Origin of the sequence: Frankia sp. AgB32, assembly GCF_023243045.1 — a bacterium.
Lineage (GTDB): Bacteria > Actinomycetota > Actinomycetes > Frankiales > Frankiaceae > Frankia.
The window spans coordinates 19771-40518 of record NZ_JALKFX010000042.1 but is presented as its reverse complement, the minus strand read 5'-3'; the positions used below and the strand labels follow the sequence as shown (position 1 = coordinate 40518).

The following is a 20748-nucleotide window of genomic DNA, read 5'->3' as shown; positions in this document are numbered from 1 at the left end:
CAGCGCGGGGTCGAGAAAACGGCGGGTCAGGTCTTGTCGGAGGTCGTACCCGCCGCCGGAGTCTCGCCGCACTGGACGACGACGAAGCCACCCCGGCCGGAGTACTCGATCTGCGCGAGCTCCCCGGAGTCGCGGCCCACGAGATTGCCCAGCTTGAAGGTGGAGACCACCCTGGTCCGGACACCGGCCGTCCAGGCGACCGCAGCGTCCCGGTCGACGCACACCGGCTCATCGGTCGACAGGACCAGCGGAGACCCCAGGCACAGCACGGCGACACCGCCGGTGCCCGACACCTCCGTGTTGAACACACCTCCGGCGATCATCGCGCCGAGGCCGCCCGAAGTGGAGGTGATCTTGTACTTCACCCCGGATTCCAGAGCCAGCAGGCTTCGGCCGTTGACCGTCAGGGCGTCCCGGTCGAGGTTGAAGATCGAGATGTGACTGCCGGACTCCGCGAACCAGACAGTGCCCCGACCCTCGGCCTTCATCAGGTCCTGGCCCTCACCGGTGACCGCGCGCCGGAGGAATCCACCCACGCCCTGGCCCTTGTAGGCGAAGTCGACCCGACCGCGGTAGGCGACCATCGAGCCCTGTTTGGCAAACACCGTGCCACCGTCGAGACGTACCCGCAGCATCCGTCCGCCCTCCTCGAGGGCGAACGGCGGGCCGGCTGGCTGGCCGCCCGAGAAGTCTCCCAGGGGACGTGTCATACCTCCATTGAAACCCGCCGGGATCGCCCTTTGCGGCCGACCCCGCCAGCCGTCCCGCGCGTGGGGGCGGGCCTGGCGTCGGTCGGCCTGGCCAGGCGGCCTTCCCGTGGCCTCACCGCAGCATCAGGAGCATGCCGGCGGCCATCACCAGCCGGGAGGTGATCGGCGTGACCGGGCTGGGAGCAGGGGATTGCCCGGACGCGGCCCGCCGCAGCAGCGGCCCGCCGACCGCGGCGACCGCGGAGGCGGCAAAGACCACGATGAACCAACCAGAAAGATCGTTTGGATCACCGAGCTCACCCACCGGCCAACGGCCGGCCCGGGCCATGCAGGACATCGCCAGCGCCTCGATCACCAGCATCGAGCAGCACGACCATCTCGCCGGTTCGCAGCATGCCGGATGAGTCAGGACGAGAAGCAGGTAGACCCCGGCGAGAAGCAGATAGGCGCAGGCGAACGCAGCGGAGGAACTCCAGGCGGCCGGACCGACGAACATGACGACCATGCCCGCCGCGATCGCCATGTGGCCGAACTCCGCAGGCACGAAGGCCACGCGCCCCCGACGTAGGCGGCGGACAAATCCTGGCAGATGATCGGCTCGACCGTCATATGCCAGGATCCGCGCCGCATGCCAACCCGCCACGATCGCGGTGAGTACGGCGGCGACGAGCGTGACGGCGGTAGGTAGCTGCGGCGATCGCAGAAGGACGTGATGATGCGTCACCAGGGTCGGGACCGACGGCGCACGCCTACCGGGGTAACCACACGCCCGTCAGCCGCGCCGGGCGGAGGTGTCCGCCGCCCGGCGCGGCGGGATCTGCCTCGCGGCACCTCAGCGCACTCCCAGCGCGAGTTCCGCGGTGACAAGCTCGGTGATCCGGCCGGCGCGGGCCTCCTCGACGATGGCCTCGAGCTGCTCGACGCTCATCTGGATGCGCTGACCGAAGTCGTCGGTGATCACGATGCGGCGCTCGGTGGGCGCCTCATGGTCGACCAGCAGTTCCGGGCAGCCACAGCTGCACTTGCCGCAGAAGGTCAGAAGGTGGCGCGTGCGCTCGGCAGCCGGCATAACGACTCCTGGATGATCTGAAGGACCGGACAGCCGAAGTTTATGGTCCGTGGATCTCACCGTCCCCGTGTTTATCTGCGCCGGGCTGATGTCGGCCTCATCACGGCCCCTGCCGGCCGCGACGGCTGCCTACCCGGACTCGAGGTCGACCGGGACCGCGAGGGGGGTGGCGAACGACGGGCGTCCCATATGCGGATAGCCGTGTCCGACCGGCGGGCTGAGATTCTCCTTGACGATCCTCGCGCTGACCCAGCGCAGCAGGTTCTGGGCCGACCCCGCCTTGTCGTCGGTGCCTGACCTGCGTGCTCCACCGAAGGGCTGGTGTCCGACGACCGCGCCGGTCGGCTTGTCGTTGATGTAGAAGTTGCCGGCCGCGAACCGCAGGAGGTGCTCGGCCCGAGCGATCGCGGCCCGGTCCGTGGCGACGACCGATCCGGTCAACCCGTACTCACTGGTCGCATCGACGAGGCGCAGCACCTCGTCCCACGCCCCGACGCGGTTGTCGTCGTAGACGTGGATGGACAGGATCGGGCCGAACAGCTCACGGGTGAACCACTCGCGTCCCGGGTCCGTACCGACCAGGACCGTCGGTCGTACGAACCAGCCGGTGGAGTCGTCGCAGTGCCCGCCGGCCAGCACCGTGATGGTGGCGTCGCTCGCCGCCCGGGTGCAGGCGGCTGCCAGTCGCGCGTAGGCGCGAGCGTCGATCACCGCGCCGGTGAAGTGGTCGAAATCGTTGACGTCGCCGACTGACAGCGCCTCGGTCGCCGCCGCCAGCTCCGCGTCCATCCGCCGCCACAGGCTGGCAGGTACGTAGGCCCGGGAGGCCGCTGAACACTTCTGGCCGCTGTACTCGAAGGCTCCCCGCACCAACGCCGTGCGCAGGACGTCGATGTCGGCGGAGGGATGCGCGACCACGAAGTCCTTGCCGCCGGTCTCGCCGACGATCCGGGGATAGCCGCGATAGCCGTCCAGATGGGCGGCGACGGATCGCCACAGCCGAGCGAAGACGGTGGCGGATCCGGTGAAGTGGACTCCGGCAAGATCCGGGTCGGCGAAGACGACGTCGCTGACTGGCTCGCCCGACCCACCCACCAGATTGATCACCCCGGGTGGAAGGCCGGAGTCTTCGAGCAGCCGCATCAGAAAATGGGCGGCGAAGGCCTGGCTCGGCGCGGGTTTCCACACGACGGTGTTGCCCATCAGCGCGGGCGCCGTCGCCAGGTTTCCGGCGATGGCGGTGAAGTTGAACGGAGTGACCGCGTAGACGAAGCCCTCCAGCGGACGGAGGTCGAGCCGGTTCCACTCACCGACGGCACTGCGTGGCGCCGCGCCGTGCAGGTCTGCGGCAAACATCACGTTGAAGCGCCAGAAATCAATCAGTTCGCAGGCGGCGTCGATCTCGGCCTGCTGGCACGTCTTCGACTGGCCCAGCATCGTCGCCGCGTTGAGGGTGTCACGCCAGGGCCCGGCGAGCGCCTGCGCCGCACGCAGGAACACCGCCGCTCGCTCCACGAAGCCGAACTCACGCCACGGCCCCGCGGCCGCCTTGGCCGCCGTGACGGCGGCGGCGGCATCGACGTGCGTACTCTCCCGCAAGGTGCCGAGCACCCGCCGATGCGCGTGTGGTTGGACGATGTCGCGGGACACTCCGCCACCGGGTCGGCTCCGTCCTCCGATCGTGTTGGTCAGCTCGAGGTGCTCGCCGCCCAGACGGAGCAGAGCCCGGCGCAGACCGGCCCGCTCCGCCGAGCCAGGCGCGTAGTCGCGGGCCGGCTCGTTCTCGGCGTTGGGAACGACGCTCGCCGCAGAAACCATGGCCACCTCACTCATCGCGTCGGGCGGGCCCCAGCGCGCGAAGGGCGAGCAGCAGGTTGGAGGGTTTTTCCACGATCCGCCGGGACAGATACGGCACACAGTCCGGGCCGTAGGGAAGGTAGACCCGGACAGTCACCTCCCGCGCGGCGAGGCGCTGCTGCTCGCCCGGGCGAATCCCGTACAGCATCTGGTACTCGTAGCTCCCCGGCGGCCGCCCATGGGCCTCAACGAGCCGGTCGGCGAGCGCGATCAGGGCGGGGTCGTGCGTAGCGATCATGGGGTATCCGGCCCCGGACAGCAGAATGCCCAGGCAGCGCGCGTAGGCGGCGGTCACGCCGGATCGGTCCCGGTACGAGACAGCCGCCGGCTCCCGGTACGCGCCCTTGCACAGACGGACCCGCGAGCCGCCATGCGCGAGATCACGGCAGTCGGCCTCGGTCCGCCGCAGCTGGGCCTGCAGGACCGCGCCGACCGTTGGGAAGTCACGGCGAAGATCCCGCACCGTGTCCAGCGTCGCGTCGGTGGTGGTGTGGTCCTCCATGTCCAGCGTGACCGTGGCGTTCACCGCCGCCGCCCGCCCGGCGATCTCGGCGGCGTTCTCGTAGGACACCTTGTGCCCGTCCCGCGGCACAGCCTGGCCAAGAGCGGACAGCTTCACGGACAGGTCGAGACCGTCTGCGAATCCAGCCTGATCGGCCAGGTCGAGCAGGCAACGGTAGGCCCCCACGGTGGCGAGCGCCTCGGCGGGCTCGGTGACGCCCTCACCGAGGCGGTCGACGGTAGCTGTCAGACCAAGGCCGGCCAGCCGGGCGACGGCCCTGACCGCATCAGCCTCTGTCGGGCCCGCCACAAAGCGATCGACGAAGGCGGCGGAGAGTGGACCGTGCGCGAGCCCGGCACGGACCGGGGTGGTGGCGACGATGCGGGGCACGAGATCACGGATCATCGCGACCCCGAACCCGAACCTTTGGTGATCGACTCAACACAATCGGTAGCATCTCGGAGATGGCTCCGGCTGTCCAGTCGGGTGGCGCGGCCCCGCGGGTCCGCGCGGCTGCGCGCGCCGAACTCGGCGGCTCAGAGTCGGCGCAGTCCGGTCAGCACCCGGTCCAACAGGTCCAGCTCCGGCCCGCCCGTCGGGGTACTCAGCTGGGAGATGTCCACCAGCCGCTCCGCCGCGGCGTCCGCCACCAGCACCCGCACCACGCCGACTGGCAGCCGAAGCGCGGCCGCGATCTCGATCACAGACTGCGGCCACACGCACAAGGTGACGATCGACTTCTGCTCCAGCAGCAGCCCGGACACTCTCGCGAGACCCTGGGGCGTCGTGGTCACCATCGCCTCGAGCGCAAGCAGTCGTGAGGGCCGCGCCCGACCACGGGTCGCCGCATAGGGCCGCACGAGTTCCCCCGACGGCTCGGGCGCGTCCCCGTTCATCCGCTCACCCGGCCATCAGGACGTGCGGACGTGCGGACGTCGGCCGGCGACCAGCGGTCACACCTTCGCCCGCCGCTCGGGAGTCAACGCCTCCCGGGTCCGGGCGACAAGCACCGTCATCTCATATCCGACCAGGCCGATGTCACAGGTGTTGGAGGCGAGCACCGCGAGGCACGAGCCCTCACCCACCGCCATGAGTAGCAAGGAGCCCTGCGGCATCTCCACGATCGTCTGCGTCACGCGCCCGCCGTCGGAGAACTCCGCGGCGGCGGTGGTCAGGCTGAACAGACCGGAGGCGATGGTGCCCAACTGCACGGCCCGCTCACGGGGGAATCCGCTGCACACCGCGAGCAGGTGTCCGTCCGACGAGGCGAGGATCGCGTTCGCCACGCCGGGAACGAAGTCCACGAAGTTGTTGATGAGCCAGTCGAGTGAGGGATTCGTGTTGTCCGGCTGGGTCACGATTGTCCTCCAGACTGCCGGTTGTGATCGGCGGTGACGTCAAGGGTCAGGTGCGGCGCGCGGGGCGGCTGGGTTCAACCGTCGGCATCGTCGGCCGGCACGAGACCGTTTCCCCGGGCATGGTGTACACCCTCGTACAGCCGGGTCAGCCGGCCCCTGATCCACTCGGGCGCGTCCGCCTCGCTGCCGTCCATCGCCCGGTCGGTACTCGCGACATAACCGAAGAACGGGTTGGGCTCGGCCGGCCGGGCGGGCGCGGGCAGCGGCCCCTGAACGGCGAACGGCTGCGCCTGCGGGGTGCGAACCGGCAGGCCTGACAGGGTGGTGGCCCGGGACGCTGCCGGGCCAGCCGCTGTCGGCGCATCGCCGGCGGCGGGCCAGGGTTCATCAACGGCACTCGTGCTCGCAGACCCATCGTTCGCCACGACCGGTGTCGGGATGGAGTCGGTACCGGCGTCGGGCGACGCCGTCGGGAACCCGTTCTCGGACGGCGCGCTGTTCCACCACGAGGCCGAACCCACCTCGGTGGTCATCGACGGGGCCGGACCAGGACCGCTGGACGCCTGGTCATGGGTGAACCAGTCGAACGGGTCGTGTGACGCCGCGAGCGAGAACACGTCCGCCGCCGCCTCCCGCACGAGTTCGGTCCAGCGGCGGGCAGCCGCGGACACGACCACGGGCGTGGCTGTCGAACCCGGTCCGGGCCCCGCTGGACTGATCGCGGGCGCACCGAACCCCGGCTCTCGCGGTCCCCTCGCTCCGGGTTGTGTCCCGGCGCCTGGATCGACGCGCTCCGCCACCGGGCGGGCCGGCACCACCGGACTGGCAGGCAGGTGGGTGCCTGCGCCTGGCAGTGGCACGACCGTCCCGCGCTCGCCTGCCGCCTGCGCGCGACGCCGCTCCAGCTCGGCGACGGCGTCAGCGATGGGCGGCAGGCTCACGGCCACGTCACCCACGGTCCTGGGCTGGCCCCCGTGATCCGTGGGCGGCGCGCCGCCCGCACGCGTCTCGTCGTGGCTGCCCACCAGCGCGGAGCTGATGGTGTCGCCGGGGACCCGGGAATGGATCCACGTAGCGGCCGCCGGAGGGGCGCCCGTCCGATCGGCGTCTGCGGCCACGCCGTGCGTCCGGCCGGAGGTGACCGAAATTCCGCCGTCGTCACTCGCGGGGCCGTCGAGGGTCGCCAAGGCGTTCCCGACGAGGGCGAGGGCGTCGTAGCCGTTGCCGGCCCTGCGGCGGGGCAGCGATCCGCCGGAACTGTCGGGATCCGTGGTCGCCCGCAGCGGCGGCACGCTGGCCTGTGCCACCAGAGCGCGGTCCTGGTCGCCTCGGAGGTCGGCGCCGACCGACTCCTGCGCTCCGGTCCGCCCGTCGCGGACGGACCCGTTGCGGACGGAGGTGACGAGCGCGCCGTCCAGACTTCCTCGGGCGGTCGCGGCACCGGCCTGCCCGGTCGCCTTTTCGCGAGCGGGCGGGGGCACCAGGCCCGTCGCACCCGCGCGCAGAGCCGCCGGCAATCGCACGGACGCTCGGACACCGCCGGCGTCGGATCGGGACAGACGGACATCGATGTCATGGCGGCTGGCCAGGCGGGAGACCACGAACAGCCCGAGGCGCTGGGCAATGGCGAAATCGAACAGCGGGGGTTCGGCAAGTCGCTGGTTCGCCGCGGCGAGCTCCCGTTCGGACATGCCAAGGCCGCCATCGTTGATGGCGATGAGCACATCGCCGTTGTCGGCGCTGGTGGCGGCCAGGTCGACCGGCAGGTAGGGCGGGGAGAACTGGGCGGCGTTCTCCAGTAGTTCGGCCACCAGATGAACGATGTGGTTGACCGGCTCGGCGGAGAGGCGGACCTCCGGCACGTCGACGATCTGCACCCGCTCGTACTGCTCGATCTCACCGAGCGCGGCCTGCAGCACGTCCCCGAGTGGCACCGAGCCCGACCGCCGCCGCCCTGGACCCGTGCCGGCTAGGACGAGCAGGTTCTCACTGTTGCGGCGCATCCGGGTCGCCAGGTGGTCCAGCCTGAACAGGTTCTCCAGTTGAAGCGGGTTCTCCTCGGCGGCTTCGAGCCGATCGATGAGCGCGATCTGCCGTTCGATCAGGCTCTGGCTTCGCCGGGACAGGCTCAGGAACAGCGTGTTGACGTTGCGACGCAGACCGGCCTGCTCGGTGGCCAGCCGCACCGCCTCGCGTTGCAGCCGGTCGAAGGTGTGGGCGACCTCGCCGATCTCGTCGCGTGAGGTGATGCCGATGGGCTGGATGGTCGCATCGACCTTGTCGAGGTCCTCCGTCCACAGCTGCTCGATCAGCTGCGGCAGGCGGACCTCCGCGATATCCAGTGCCTCGGCCCGCAGGCGCCGTAGCGGCCCGGTCATCGTCCGCGCGATCGCGAGCGTCCAGACACTCGCACCGACAGTGATGATCAGGATGAAAGCGGCGATGAGTGCGGTCCGCTGCCACGCGTCGGTCCGTAGCTGCTCGGCCGAGCGGGTGGTGTTGGCGAGAAGCTGCGACTCGACGGTTCGCAGCAGCTCGATGTGCGTGGTGCTGGCGGCGAACCACTGGTCGGGATCGATGTCGAGGTCGTCCAGCCGTTGGCGCTGCACAGCCCGCTCGGAGATGCGTTTGACCGTCAGCACTGCCTGGCCGTTGACGATCTGATCGAAGCGGGCCCAGTCCTCCGGGCGTGCGGCGGCGCGAAACGCGTCCTGCGCGGTCTGCGCCTGCGCGAGCAGCCCGGAGAAGCGGTCGGACGCACCGACGTCGAAACGATGGGCGAAGGCGGTGGCGTAGAGCTGACCGCGCACCTGGGAGTTGATCTCCTTGAAGGTGGACAGGTCGTTCAGGACGGTTGCCGAGTAGCGCAGGTCCTCGTTGTCGCGTCCCTGCCCGATCCGACGGTCAAGATCCAGAAGATCGGTGATCACGGTCGAGTACTGGTTGAAGATCGCGTCCATCGTCAGTCCACCGGACCGCACCGACCCCCGTAGCGCCGGCAGCCCGTCCACACCGCCGACGACGCGCTGGGCCACCGAGCCGGTTGTGGCGCCCAGATCATCCGTGGACCCATGAAGGGCTGCCCGCAGTTGGACGACTGCCGTGTCGACCGCGTGCTGCTGGCTGCCGAGTCGGGCCGTGAGTGGCGTCGCCGCATCGGCGCCCCGACCACTACTGATGAAACCGACAGCGAGGTCGCGCTCCAGTTGCAGTTTGTGCACGGTGGCAGTGACCTGCTGGCCGAGCTTCGCCGCCGTCACCCCGCGGCCGTAGCTGGCGGCGCTGGACAGCCAGGTGACCGCCGACAGGAGTGCGAGTGCCAGGAACGCCGCCGTCGGTACGGCCAACGCGGCGAAGAGTTTGCCGTTGACGGGCAGGTCCCGCAGCCCCGGTCGTCGGCGTGGCCGCAGGCGTGCCATGGCGCGGCGACTCCCTTTCTCTCCACCACCGACAACCGGATCGGTCGCGCGTGCGGCGAAGCCGGCGCGACGCCGCCCGCGCCGCCAGGCCTGCCTACCGGATTCCTCCGACCCAGGCGCCGCCCCGGACCGATCCGGGCTCTCCGGAACAGGCGGCCCCGCGGTCTGACCACCGGGGGACGGTTTCCAAAGCCCGACAGCGAGGCCCGATCCGTGACCGGGTGTCGTGGCGAGAAAGCCGCGGCCATCCGTGTCCCGCGAGTCCAGACCGCGAGAGTCCCGAGGCACGCCAATGCGCACCTCGGCCCCCGCCCGCTCTGTTCCTGGCTCGATCACGCGTCCCGTACCTCTTCACCTCTCGATCGCCGGAGCTTCGACGGCACCACGTCGAGCTCGAGCCCTCGCCCGGCCGGCATCGCCCCTTCGGGCTCGCCTTCGCGTCGGTGCCGCTTCAACCAGACCGAAAGGCTATTTTGCGCCCACCGGACGGCCGACAGGGGGCCTCTTGACGAGAGTGGTCTAATCGTCCGCCCTGGATACAACCCCGCTGTCGACAGCTCCGGGCAAACCACTAGTGTCGGCGCCGGTCGCTGGAGCTTTCACTCCACACAGAGCCGCGTGCATGTGGGGCGTGATGATCCACGGTATTCGAAGGATGTGCGTGGCAGGTCTTGCGCTCGCGTGTACCGCGACCCTTGCGGCCTGTAGCCACTCCGACAACTCTCGGCAATCGAATGTTTCCGGGATAGTCAAGATCGGAGTTCTCGCGCCATCGACCGGCGGAGACCAGGGCAGTGGACGAGACACACAACGCGGAGCGGAACTCGCTCGCAGCTTCATCAACGCGGGAAAGGAGTGGCCCGGATACCAGCCCGGACAAATCTGGGGGCCATCCGGACATGCTCGACTGTCGGTTGTGACATTGGACACCAAAAATGATCAACAGCATGCAGCGGATGAAGCGGCGACACTGGCAGCTGACCGTGATGTGGCCGGGATCGTCGGCGCGCTCGACTCGGACGCCACGCTGGACGCCAGCCAGCGGGCGGAACGGCTGCAGACCCCGTTCATCAACGGCGACGCGCCACTGACGGCACTTACGGAGCGGGGCCTGGACTGGTTCTTCCGCGCGGGCCCCGACGCCGCCGACTATGGCGGCGCCGTCCTGTCGCTGTTTCGCAACATCGAGCAGCAGCGACAGGTGGCCCAACGGGTGGCCGTCCTCTACAGCAACGACGCCACAGGCGACGATCTGCGCTCGACCGTGGCGGAGTTCGTCGAGGATGCCGGAAATCCAATCGTCGCGTCCGCGCCGTACGAACCCGAGGGTACCGAGTTGCCAGCCGCGGTGGCGACAATCCGCGCCGCGGCACCCGACGTCGTACTGACGACCGCATCCAGTGGCACCGGCGAAAAGATCGGAGACGCCTTCCGCGCGGGCGGGTACATACCGCCGGAGGTAGTCGTTTACGGCGCGCCGGTTGAGGCGTCGCGACTTACCGAGGTACCCGGCTTCGAGGTCCGGGTGAGCCGACAGGCACCTTGGTCCCCGACCATCGCTCGGGCCAATCCACTGGCAGCGGTCGCAACCGAACGCTATCAGCAGGACTTCGGGACGCCCATGACAACGAACGCCGCTATGGCATTCACCACAGCGACAATCCTTGCGCGCGCAATCATGGACGCCGACAGCATCGACCGGGAACGTGTACGGTCCGCCCTCGTCGCACTTGATCTTCCAGGAAACGCGACCATCATGCCCTGAAACGGCGTTCGATTCGACGGAACCCACCAGAACGCTCTCGCCGCGACGGTCATCGAGCAGAACGTCGACAGAACGTTCACGACCATCTATCCCCGCGACCTGGCTGCTGCCGCCGTCCGCTGGCCCGCGCCGGGGCCCGGCGGCACGACCGGCGACCCGACCAGTCCATCCTCGTCGCTGTCGACGCCCACCCCCGCGGCGAACGGCACGGCCAGCGGATGAGCCGGCGACCACCCTCGGCTCGCGCCACAGGTGCCCACCAGCACGGCGTCCACGACAGTTTCACCAGCCGGCCAGCGAGGACGCGCCGACGCGGCTTCCCGCTTCCCCTGTCGGCGACGCCGGCGGGCCGGGAGTCTCCACCGCGTCGCCCGTTGTGGCGTTCCGAGGCACGCAGAAGCGCTATCCCGACGGAACCGTCGCGCTCGCGCCGATCGACCTGACGGTCCGGGACGGAGAGTTCGTCAGTGTCGTCGGCGCGTCCGGCTGCGGCACGAGCACGCTGCTCCGGTTGGCCTCAGGGCTGACCGACGCCTCCGCGGGCACGGTCGAGGTGGCGATGGACAAGATCAGCTACGTGTTCCAGGACCCGACTCTGCTTCCCTGGCGCAGGGTACGGCGCAACGTGGAGATGTTGGCCGAGCTGACCGGGATGCCTCGGGACGAGTACCGTCGCGCTCCGGAGACGGGGCCAGCCGCCGATCGTTGCCCCCACGGTTTCGCACCGACACTGTCGTGCCCACCTCAGCGCTCGTCGCTCATGCGTGCTGTTTCTCCACTTTGCCCGTAACCCGCTGCCGACGGACGGGCAGGCGGCGACGGCGCTCCACGCCACACTCGCTTCCCGTACCCGGGTCCGCGTAGGGCGTGGATCCGCGGAAGAGCAGGGCCCACGCACCGGCCGGAGCGCGGCGAGGGCCAGCTCTGCCCTGCGGCGGACGTGCCGCCTCCGTCGCGCGTCGCGCGAGTTCGACCAGGGCGTCAGCCCGTCGTCGCGGCGCGCTGCGACTGTCCGCTGAGGAGCTGGGTGTCGCCAGCGGCTCGAGCGCCTCACACACCACGGAGGCTGCCTCGTTGTCGAGTTCGGCGATGATCCGGGTCCCGCCACCGAGCAGATCGATCAGGTGCAGGGACCGGTCCTCGGCCGCCGACGGCCCACCACTCGTGGCGGGGGCTCCGTCTGCGTCCCCGCGCTCGGTGCTGCTCTCCGGCTCGGTGCCCGGAGGTGATCCGCGCCTGCGCGCCCTGCCTTCGTGGATGTCTCCCTCTCCGGTTCCCGGACCGCTGCCCGGCGCCGGAGGAGTCCCGCCCTCGGCACCGTCCCATGACGCATGTTCACCAACGCCCTCCATCGGATCGTCGTCGGAGTCTCCGCGGGCGCCCGGCCCGGGCGACGGATCGTGCTTCCGGCTGGCCTCCTCGCTGTCCTTGGTGCTGGTGGCACGCCGCGTCCGACGGCGGGGTTTCCTGCCCGCAGCGGCGCGCAGACATTCGCGGATCCGCTGTCCCACCCGGGCCAGCTCACCTGGATCGAACGAGCGTGCGTGGCCCAGTAGCAGGTGCTCCGCTTCCAGCCTGGCCTCGAGGTTGGTCTCCAGGGGAAGTGATCGAAGTGACTTCCGAATGACCATCGCCTGGGCGGGGGTGACCGCGCCCTCGGCGAGCGCCCGCCCGGTGGCGGCCAGCGGGCCGTCAACAGCGGCCGCGAGGTCCACCAGACGGGCGGCGTCAAGCGGCTGCAGCCGCAAGCGGGCCCGGATGTGGTCAGCGGTGGAACCTGGCTCGGCCTGGCGCGCGAGATTGCGGCCGTCGACCTCCCGCACGATGCGCAGCTGCAGCGCTGCGAGGCGGGACTGCTGGACCGAGCACTGGTACAGCGCGTCGTCGAGGTCAGCGTCGGACAACGACCAGAGTGGCGCAGGAATCACCTCGTCCAGCAGCCCGGTCAACGTGGCCAGCCCAGAGCAGACCGGTGGATGGCCCGGCGGCGCGGCAGCATCGATCGTCATGGATGAACCGTAGAGGCGAGAGAGTGAAAATGTTAGTCATACGCGCTGGTAACATCACCGCTCGCAGTTTTTCATCTTTTTCATCACCACAACCCACCAGGGCAGCGCTGAATGACCCACCCCGCCGCACGCGCCGGCCGCAGTTATTCTCGACAAATTCGATCGGAGCAGTCGGTGGTGGCAGACAACGGCGCGCATCGCTGCTAGCGTCGGAAACGTGAGGTCACTCCCCCGACGTCCAGCCCGGCTACCAGCCAGCGGACGATGTTCGACGGGCTGCCCGCGTCTCGACGGAGTCCCCCTCCGTATCACCGCCACAGCCGCGAGGCCTTCCGTCGGCTGACAGCCGGTCGAACACACCCGCCGGCGTCGGGACCGCCGTTAGCCCACCCCGCCGGCGGTGTACCCACGAATACGGCAGCCAGGGCGATACCTGGCACCTTCGAGCCGGTTCCGTGTGCGATGGACAACGCGATCGACGGTCAGAATGTCGCGGACGCCGCCCGCGAGGCGCACCACAGATGCCTGCGGACACAGCGGACCCTCGGTGACCCGCTCGAATGTTCGCGTAACAGCACTCATCTTCATCTATAAAATGGGGAGAGGTTGACAGATGGGCACGGAAAGCTGGTCGTTCGAAACCCAGCAGATTCATGCGGGAGCGCACCCCGATCCGACCACCGGCGCGAGGGCCGTCCCGATCTATCAGACGACGAGCTACGTCTTCCGCGATACAGATCACGCGGCGGCACTCTTCGCGCTCGGCGAGCCCGGCAATATCTACACGCGGATCATGAACCCGACGCAGGATGTGTTCGAGCAGCGCATCTCAGCGCTGGAGGGCGGCATCGGAGCCCTGGCGACCGCTTCGGGACAGGCCGCCGAGACGCTGGCGATTCTCAACCTCGCCGAGTCCGGCGATCATCTGGTTGCCTCCGCCAGCCTCTACGGCGGAACCTACAACCTGTTCCACTACACCCTGCCCAAGCTCGGTATCGAGGTCACCTTCATCGCCGACCCCGACAATCTCGAGGAGTGGCGGGATGCCGTGCGCCCGAACACAAAGGCGTTCTACGGTGAGACCATAGGCAACCCGCGCGGCGACGTTCTGGACACCGCCGGCGTGTCCGAGGTTGCCCATGCCCATGGAATTCCGCTCGTCATCGACAACACTCTCGCCACGCCATACCTCTACCGGCCGCTGGAGCACGGGGCCGACATCGTTGTGCATTCGGCGACGAAGTTCATCGGTGGACACGGCACCGCCATCGGCGGGGTGATCGTCGACGGTGGCCGCTTTGACTACGGCGCTTCCGGCCGGTTCGCGAACTTCACCACTCCCGACCCGAGCTACCATGGGCTTGTCTACTGGCAGGCACTAGGCCACGGCTCCTACATCGCCAAGGCTCGCGTGCAGCTGCTGCGTGACATCGGCGCGGCCATCTCACCGTTCAACGCCTTCCTCCTGCTGCAGGGTCTTGAGACTCTCTCGCTGCGAATCGAGCGGCATGTCGAGAATGCTCAGCGCGTCGCCGAATGGCTTGAGGCCCGCGACGAAGTAAGGTGGGTCGCCTACCCCGGTCTGCAGTCCTCGCGGTGGTACGCCCGCGCGCAGCAGGTACTTCCGCGCGGCGCGGGTGCGATCCTGTCGTTCGGCATCACTGGGGACGCTGTGGCTGGGCGCAGGTTCGTGGAGGGGGTCGAACTGTTCAGCCACCTCGCGAACGTCGGCGACGTCCGCTCGCTGATCATCCATCCCGCCACGACGACGCACTCGCAGCTCACCGAGGCCGAGCAGGCCGCAGCGGGTGTCACTCCCGATCTGATCCGCCTGTCAGTCGGCATTGAGGGAATCGATGACATCCTCGCTGACCTCGACGCCGGATTCCGTGCGGCCAAAGGCTGAGCGGGACAACTCCGCCCCGATCTCGCCGGCCGGGGCGGAGCCTGCCGGGCTCGCCGGGCCTGGCCGGGCCGGCTCGGCCGCCCACGAGCAGGAAGGCTCCGCCGACGCTGATCCGAGCGGACAGGTGGTCCTCCGCGGTGCGTGGCGAGCGGGGGTCGACCCTGTCGGGCACCGCCGGTTCGTGGAGCTACCCGGATCGTTGCCCCTGGAGCGCGGGGGCCGGCTGCCGGATGTCACCGTCGCCTACGAGACGTGGGGGCGGCTCGACTCAGTCGCGGACAACGCGGTGCTCGTCCTGCATGCGCTGACCGGTGACAGCCATGCCGCCGGGGCGGCAGCAGCAGGCCATTCCACCGAGGGCTGGTGGGACGGCCTGATCGGTCCGGGTCGCGCGCTCGACACCAACCGGTTCCACGTCGTTGTTCCCAACGTTCTCGGTGGCTGTCAGGGCACGACCGGTCCCGCCAGTGTCGGTCCCGACGGGCAGCCGTGGGGTGGCCGTTGGCCCGAGATCACCATCGCTGACCAGGTCTGTGCCGAGGCGGCGCTCGCCGACGGTCTCGGCATCCGGCGGTGGGCGGCAGTGATCGGCGGTTCGATGGGCGGCATGAGAGCACTCGAATGGGCTGTCAGCCGCCCTGAGCGGGTACGGCACGCGGTTGTTCTCGCCTGCGGCGCGACCGCCACCGCGGAGCAGATCGGGCTGTACGACCTGCAGGTTCAAGCGATCATCGATGATCCTGGCTGGCATGGCGGCGATTACCACGGCCTGCCCTGGGATCAGGGCCCCCACGGGGGCATGGGTCTGGCACGCCGCATGGCCCAGATCAGCTATCGCAGCGAGGTGGAGCTGGAGGACCGGTTCGCCGCACGGGTCCGGGCCGACGGCCGATTCGAGGTGACGTCGTATCTCGATCACCATGCCAGAAAGCTTTCGCACCGCTTCGACGCCGGCTCCTACGTTGCGTTGACCCGGTCGATGATGACCCAGGACGTCGGCCGGGGTCGCGGTGGAGTCCCCGCCGCGTTGCGGTCCTGTCCGGTGCCGTTCACCGTTGCCGGCGTCGACTCTGACCGGCTGTATCCACTTCGGCTGCAGCAGGGCATCGCCGGGCTGACCGGTGCTCCGATCCACCGGGTCCGTTCCCGCTCCGGGCACGACGGCTTTCTCATCGAGACGGAGCAGGTAGGCGACATCATCCGCACCGCCCTCCCATCCCCATGACAGCCTGCCCGGTCGACGTGCGGTGGGCCCGACCAGGGCGGTGACATTGCCAGCCTCGCAGGCCGCGGCCGGTTCCAGGTTGTGACGCTGCGACGAGGGCGGCCGGGCCGCGGATCGAAGCACCGGAGGTAAGGGCGCGCGAAAAGGCCTGGCCGGAACTCCACCCCGGCGGCATCCTGGCAGCGTGTCTAGCCTCCCCCTCCCCTGGACCATGCCGGTGCTTTCCGGTCGCTGTATCCGCCTGGAACCGCTGCGCCTCGACCACGTGGACGCTTTGCTGCGCGCCGCCACCGAGAACCGGGTCACGTACGGCTTCACGGGCGTTCCGGCGACCCGCTCGGCGATGGTCGACTACGTGGCGGCGGCCATCGCGGATCGCGACGGGGAACTCGCAGTGCCCTTTGCCATTCGCGACCTGGCCGCGGAAGACATCGATGGTGGCCGCCTGGTCGGTTCCACGCGCTTTCTCGATCTTGGTTTCTGGCGGCCGGATGCCGGTGTCCGCCAGGTGGGCGTCACGGCCACGAGCTGGTCAGCTACGGAGCAGTCCAACGGGGATAGCCAGACGTGGACCACAACGAGCACGACGGTACACGGAAGTGTGGTGAGCACCGTGACCGTTCAGACGTCGACACAACATTCCGGGTTGGCACAGGTCGACGGTGGGGCTGTCCACACCGGCGGCAGCTGGCCGTCTCCCCCGGAGTCGAACGCAGGTCACTCTCGGCCGAGTCAGGACGGCGACGCAGCGGACGCCTCCGCACCGGACGGATCGGTTGCGGGCCAGCCGGGGGCCGAGCGCCACGTCCCGCCGGCGTGTGCGGATCTACCGTCGGTGGCGGAGATCGGCGCGACCTGGCTTTCCGCCTCCGCTCAACGCACCGCCATCAACACCGAGGCCAAGCTGTTGCTGCTTGGCCATGCTTTCGATGGCTGGTCGGCCGTGCGGGTCTGTTTGAAGACCGATGCCCGCAACGCCCGTTCACGGGCCGCCATCGAGCGGCTGGGAGCGCGTTTCGAAGGAATTCGGCGGGCACACATGCTCGCCACCGACGGCATGGCCCGCGACACCGCGTACTACTCGGTTCTCCGTGCGGAGTGGCCCGGCGTTCGGGCTGGTCTGGCAGCGCGACTCACTCGGCAATGAGGGAGTGCCCATGGCCACAGGTGGATCACCGATCGTCACCCACCCAGAGGCCGCCGCGTCGGCTCTACTCGAAGCGGGGCGGCTGGCCTGTTGCTTCAAGCACGGACATCCAGAGATCGCCGGCCGGGTCCACCTGGTTACGCTGGCTGACCGCCAGCCCGATCGGAATGTGGATGAAACGGCGCCGCCAGCGGCCGACGACCATCTCGGTACGACCGGACATCGCGGCGTGAACAGCGGCGTGAGCAAGGCGGATCGTGTACACGCTGTCGTACGGGTTCGCCGGAACGCTGCGGATGAGATAGCTCGGATCGATGTACTTCAGGTTCAGCTCGATCGACTCGGAGTCAAAATATTCCTTGATCCGGCGGGAGATCTCCTGGCCGACGTCGTGCAGTTTACGGTTGCCGGAGGCGTCGGCACCCTCTGGCTGGTCGGTGATGAGCTCCTGGCCGGCACCTTCGGCGACGACGACAACGGCGTGGCCGCGTTCGAGCACCCGGCTGCGCAGGTAGTTCAGCAGCCCGCCGTCGCCCTCGAGCTTGAAGGGCAGTTCCGGGATAAGCACAACATCCGCGTTGCTCTTGGCGAGAGTCGCGTAGCAGGCGATGAAACCGGAGTGTCGACCCATGAGGCGGACGACGCCGAGCCCACCGGGCGCGGAGGTTGCCTCGGCATGGGCGACCCGGATGGACTCCGCGGCCTTGCCGAAAGCCGTCTGGAAGCCGAAGCTCTGGTCGATGTAGGGAATATCATTGTCGATGGTCTTCGGGATCCCCACGACCGCGATCTTCTCACCGCGCTCGGTGGCTACCCGGGAGATCTCCTTCGCCCCGCGAAGCGTCCCGTCCCCGCCGATGACGAACAGAATGTTGATGTTCATGCGGGACAGGCAGTCGACGATCTCGCCCGGATCCTGCTGGCCACGGGAGCTGCCGAGAATGGTCCCGCCGTCGTCGTCGATGCTCGCCACGCTCTCGGGGGTGAGATCGATGACGTCGTGACCGTAGCGCGGAATGAACCCCTGGTAGCCGTTGCGGAAACCAACGATCCGCCGGACGCGATAGTGCGAGGTCAACTCCAGGACGAGCCCGCGGATCACGTTGTTCAGCCCGGGACAAAGGCCGCCGCACGTGACGATACCGACTCGGGTCTTGGAAGGATCAAAGTAGATCTTTCGGCGCGGGCCAGCCGGCTCGAACCCCGGCAGCTCAGCAAGATCAACACCACGCTCCCTGATCATGGAGGTGGTGTCGTCGTAGAGGACCTTGTCTGCCTCGTCGATGTAATGCTGCGTCGTTGGCCGTTCGCCCAACAGGGGCAGAAGAGGTGAATCTATCCGGCATGGACCCATGGTCTTAACCGATAGATCGGCATTATCCACCAGCAGTGGCGCACCCACCGTTGCCCGGCCCTCACGTCTCGTTTGGCGCTTCGTGTCTTCCGCTCCATACATACCCGGGTGAGCCCGCCGCAGGGCGCCGTCGATCATCCCAGTTCTTCCAGACCGAGACTACCGCCCCAAACCCACCGCGACGGTGGCATCGGCGGGCCAACCCGGTCACCAGCGGACGGAAACATTCACTTCATCCACTGGAAACCCGCGTAACCGCATCCCGACACCGACCGGAACCTGGCTCGCGCGGACACCTCCGTGCCCGCCCCGGCGTCGGACCCGTCAGATCGGCCGACCCGACGCGCTCTCAGGCCCCGCCTCCGACTGTCGTCTTCCCAGCTCGCGGCAGCTCTACGCCGCCAACGACAGCCCGCGGGGGGAGGTGTCGGGCCCTTGCCCCCCGTACCCGCCCGATCCGGTTCGACTGGGGACGAATGGCGCCCAGGCCGCCCACCTTCGACCTCCCCAAACGTCACCGTGGCATGTCAGGAAGATGTCAACGGCGCTTCCAACCGCTGGGCGCCCTGGCCGGAGACGGGCAGGCGCCATCTGCCGACCCAGCGCCGATCATGACGTCTGACGTGACACGATGTGCTCACTCACGTGCGATTCGTTCACATGCGGACGACGCGCCCGGCTGGAGCGACGGCCAGGCGGCCCGACCCGGGCAGGCCGGTCGTCCGGTCGACGCGCCGGCCACTTGTCCGTGCGGCCGGAGTCCAACGGACCTGCCGCCGGCGGTCATCAGCTGCGATGCTCGGACTGCCGGAGAAATACGGCGGACGACCCTTGTCCCAGCCCTGGAGCGTCGCGGTGCGAGGTGGCCGCTGGCCCGAGAAGAAGGCTGACCGTCGGGTCCGCAGCTCGCACCTCTCGCAGCGGCATGCCGCTCCGAAGGCCCACCCTGGCGGCTGCGCCCGAGGAGGGATCGGGACGCGGCCAGATCCGCACGGCGCGACGGCGGTCCTCGACGCGACGGCGAGCGCGTCGAGCGGCTGTCCGTCGTGCCGTGCTCCCGACCGGCAGGCTCGGTCGCACAGCGGCCCGGTAACCGGGCGGGAACTCAGTCGCCGGCCACGGGCATGGCCGGCCGAGGTGCGATCTCGTCGACGAGCCCCCAGGCCAGGGCCAGCTCGACGGTGATGGCCTGGCCACTGAGGATGAAGTAGGTCGCGCGCTCGCGGCCGATCCGCCGCGGAAGGCTCGCGGTGCCGCCGGCACCGGGAACGAGGCCCATCGCGGTCTCCGGGAGGCGGAAGGTCGTGTCGGGAGCGGCGACAACCCGTCCGCAGAACGCGGGCAGCTCCGCACCCGCCCCGATGCACAGTCCGTGCACGAAGGCGGTCGTCGGAAGCCGGGTAGCAAGCAGGCTCAGCGGGATGCTGCGGGTCGTACGCACAGAGTGCGCCTGCACAGGGCCGGGCAACGTGCCGAACTCGGTCAGGTCGCCGCCGCTGGAGAACGACGACCCGGCGCCCACGAGGCGGATCTCCGTGACGTCGTCGTCGAGCGCGGCGAGCCGGAACGCACTGACGAGGCCGTCACGCACAGCGGCGTTCACCGCATTGTGCACCGTGGGTCGATTCAGGGTCACGATGAGTGCCGTTCTGTCCCGGTGGACGAGGACGGCAGGGGCGGATCCCCAGGCGCCGCTCGCGGCTGGGCTCCCGCGCTCCGCTGGCTGTGGTTTCCCCCTGGAGTCCGCCGGGGCAACCGCGGTGTCTCGGCGGTCGGTGTCTCGGGCCGCCCGCCTCGCACGGCGCTGCCGGTGGCGGGCAAGCCAGTGGGCGAATTCCGGCCCCGCCTGCAGAGCCGAGTAGGCGAACGACTCGGCCACCACGGCGTCCCGGATGTCGATGCCAGTGCTGGATCGCAGCAGTTGCGCCAGCGCGACCGCGGCGAACGGGTTCGCCCTGGCCGCGCCGGACAGCAGGTCGACGGTCGCTGCCATCGTCCCCGGGACACTCACCCAGGGGCGGGGCGCTTCGGGCTCGCTGGTGAGCAGGATGTCGAAGCCGGCTGTGGTGATGCCCGTGGGAGCCGAGCGCGGATCGTCCGCGACGGCGACGCAGATACAGGGCAACCGCCGTCCGAGTTCCGCGACTCTGACCGCGTCTACGGACGCCGCGTCGACAGCCAGCAGGACTCGACTGCCCAGTGGGCTGAACGCCTCCGGGTCAGCCCACATCTCGGCGAGGACAGCGGCTGGACTGGAGATCATCTGCCGGGCCGTACCGCCGGGGCGGGACGGAGGGTTTCCGCTCCGTTGCCACCATGGCCCGCGGTGGGGACCACGCGCCTGCGCGCGAAGATGGCCCCTGCGATCAGCGCCGGCACCGTTCGAGCGGGCTCGCCCGAGGAGAAGGTCACGGGGTGGACGCTAGT

The 20748-nt window shown here is 69.3% G+C and carries 16 protein-coding genes; 5 read left to right on the top strand and 11 right to left on the bottom strand.

Annotation, left to right across the window (positions count from 1 at the left end):
* Positions 1–26: 26 nt before the first annotated feature.
* The 8 genes from MXD60_RS14875 to MXD60_RS14840 form a co-directional block, all read right to left on the bottom strand.
* Positions 27–710 (bottom strand): AIM24 family protein, encoded by a 684-nt coding sequence (locus tag MXD60_RS14875; RefSeq protein ID WP_248819656.1) that lies wholly within the window; start codon positions 708–710, stop codon positions 27–29.
* A 112-nt stretch (positions 711–822) separates the two neighbouring features.
* A complete protein-coding gene (locus MXD60_RS14870; RefSeq protein ID WP_248819655.1) occupies positions 823–1263 on the bottom strand; it encodes a DUF5134 domain-containing protein in 441 nt (146 codons plus the stop codon).
* 279 nt (positions 1264–1542) lie between these two features.
* Positions 1543–1779 (bottom strand): hypothetical protein, encoded by a 237-nt coding sequence (locus MXD60_RS14865; RefSeq protein WP_248819654.1) that lies wholly within the window; start codon positions 1777–1779, stop codon positions 1543–1545.
* A gap of 129 nt (positions 1780–1908) precedes the next feature.
* Positions 1909–3597 carry an L-glutamate gamma-semialdehyde dehydrogenase gene (gene pruA, locus MXD60_RS14860; RefSeq protein WP_248819670.1) on the bottom strand — a complete coding sequence of 563 codons (1689 nt, stop codon included), beginning with the start codon at positions 3595–3597 and terminating at the stop codon, positions 1909–1911.
* 7 nt (positions 3598–3604) lie between these two features.
* Positions 3605–4543 (bottom strand): proline dehydrogenase family protein, encoded by a 939-nt coding sequence (locus MXD60_RS14855; protein WP_248819653.1) that lies wholly within the window; start codon positions 4541–4543, stop codon positions 3605–3607.
* A 131-nt stretch (positions 4544–4674) separates the two neighbouring features.
* A complete protein-coding gene (locus MXD60_RS14850; protein ID WP_248819652.1) occupies positions 4675–5034 on the bottom strand; it encodes a DUF742 domain-containing protein in 360 nt (119 codons plus the stop codon).
* Positions 5035–5091: 57 nt separating this feature from the next.
* Complete coding sequence (locus tag MXD60_RS14845; RefSeq protein WP_248819651.1) at positions 5092–5496, bottom strand: roadblock/LC7 domain-containing protein; 405 nt, start codon at positions 5494–5496, stop codon at positions 5092–5094.
* Between the two features lie 74 nt (positions 5497–5570).
* Positions 5571–8915 carry a sensor histidine kinase gene (locus MXD60_RS14840; RefSeq protein ID WP_248819650.1) on the bottom strand — a complete coding sequence of 1115 codons (3345 nt, stop codon included), beginning with the start codon at positions 8913–8915 and terminating at the stop codon, positions 5571–5573.
* A 622-nt stretch (positions 8916–9537) separates the two neighbouring features.
* On the opposite strand from MXD60_RS14840, the gene MXD60_RS14835 reads away from it, so the two are divergent.
* Together MXD60_RS14835 and MXD60_RS14830 are read left to right on the top strand one after the other, a co-directional pair.
* Positions 9538–10680: an ABC transporter substrate-binding protein gene (locus MXD60_RS14835; RefSeq protein WP_308222481.1), complete on the top strand. Its 1143-nt coding sequence runs from the start codon at positions 9538–9540 to the stop codon at positions 10678–10680.
* Between the two features lie 376 nt (positions 10681–11056).
* Positions 11057–11470: an ATP-binding cassette domain-containing protein gene (locus MXD60_RS14830; protein ID WP_518467984.1), complete on the top strand. Its 414-nt coding sequence runs from the start codon at positions 11057–11059 to the stop codon at positions 11468–11470.
* On the opposite strand, the gene MXD60_RS14825 is transcribed toward MXD60_RS14830, so the two are convergent.
* A complete protein-coding gene (locus tag MXD60_RS14825) occupies positions 11439–12689 on the bottom strand; it encodes a DUF222 domain-containing protein (RefSeq protein ID WP_248819649.1) in 1251 nt (416 codons plus the stop codon). The two genes, MXD60_RS14830 and MXD60_RS14825, sit on opposite strands and share 32 nt — an antisense overlap.
* 613 nt (positions 12690–13302) lie before the next feature.
* Here MXD60_RS14825 and MXD60_RS14820 point away from each other — a divergent pair.
* The 3 genes from MXD60_RS14820 to MXD60_RS30340 all read left to right on the top strand — a co-directional run bounded on the left by MXD60_RS14820 (position 13303) and on the right by MXD60_RS30340 (position 16967).
* The gene (locus tag MXD60_RS14820) at positions 13303–14595 is read left to right on the top strand and encodes a bifunctional o-acetylhomoserine/o-acetylserine sulfhydrylase (RefSeq protein WP_248819648.1); all 1293 of its coding nucleotides are present in this window, start codon (positions 13303–13305) and stop codon (positions 14593–14595) included.
* The gene (metX, locus tag MXD60_RS14815; RefSeq protein ID WP_248819647.1) at positions 14546–15820 is read left to right on the top strand and encodes a homoserine O-acetyltransferase MetX; all 1275 of its coding nucleotides are present in this window, start codon (positions 14546–14548) and stop codon (positions 15818–15820) included. The genes MXD60_RS14820 and metX overlap by 50 nt, the downstream gene beginning before the upstream one ends.
* A 211-nt stretch (positions 15821–16031) precedes the next feature.
* A complete protein-coding gene (locus MXD60_RS30340) occupies positions 16032–16967 on the top strand; it encodes a GNAT family N-acetyltransferase (protein WP_248819646.1) in 936 nt (311 codons plus the stop codon).
* A gap of 64 nt (positions 16968–17031) precedes the next feature.
* Here the strand turns inward: MXD60_RS30340 and MXD60_RS14805 are convergent, their stop codons facing one another.
* Positions 17032–18369, bottom strand: a complete 1338-nt coding sequence (locus MXD60_RS14805) for an ATP-dependent 6-phosphofructokinase (protein WP_248819668.1) — start codon at positions 18367–18369, stop codon at positions 17032–17034.
* 1057 nt (positions 18370–19426) lie between these two features.
* The gene (locus tag MXD60_RS14800) at positions 19427–20584 is read right to left on the bottom strand and encodes an enoyl-CoA hydratase/isomerase family protein (protein WP_248819645.1); all 1158 of its coding nucleotides are present in this window, start codon (positions 20582–20584) and stop codon (positions 19427–19429) included.
* Positions 20585–20748 lie beyond the last annotated feature (164 nt).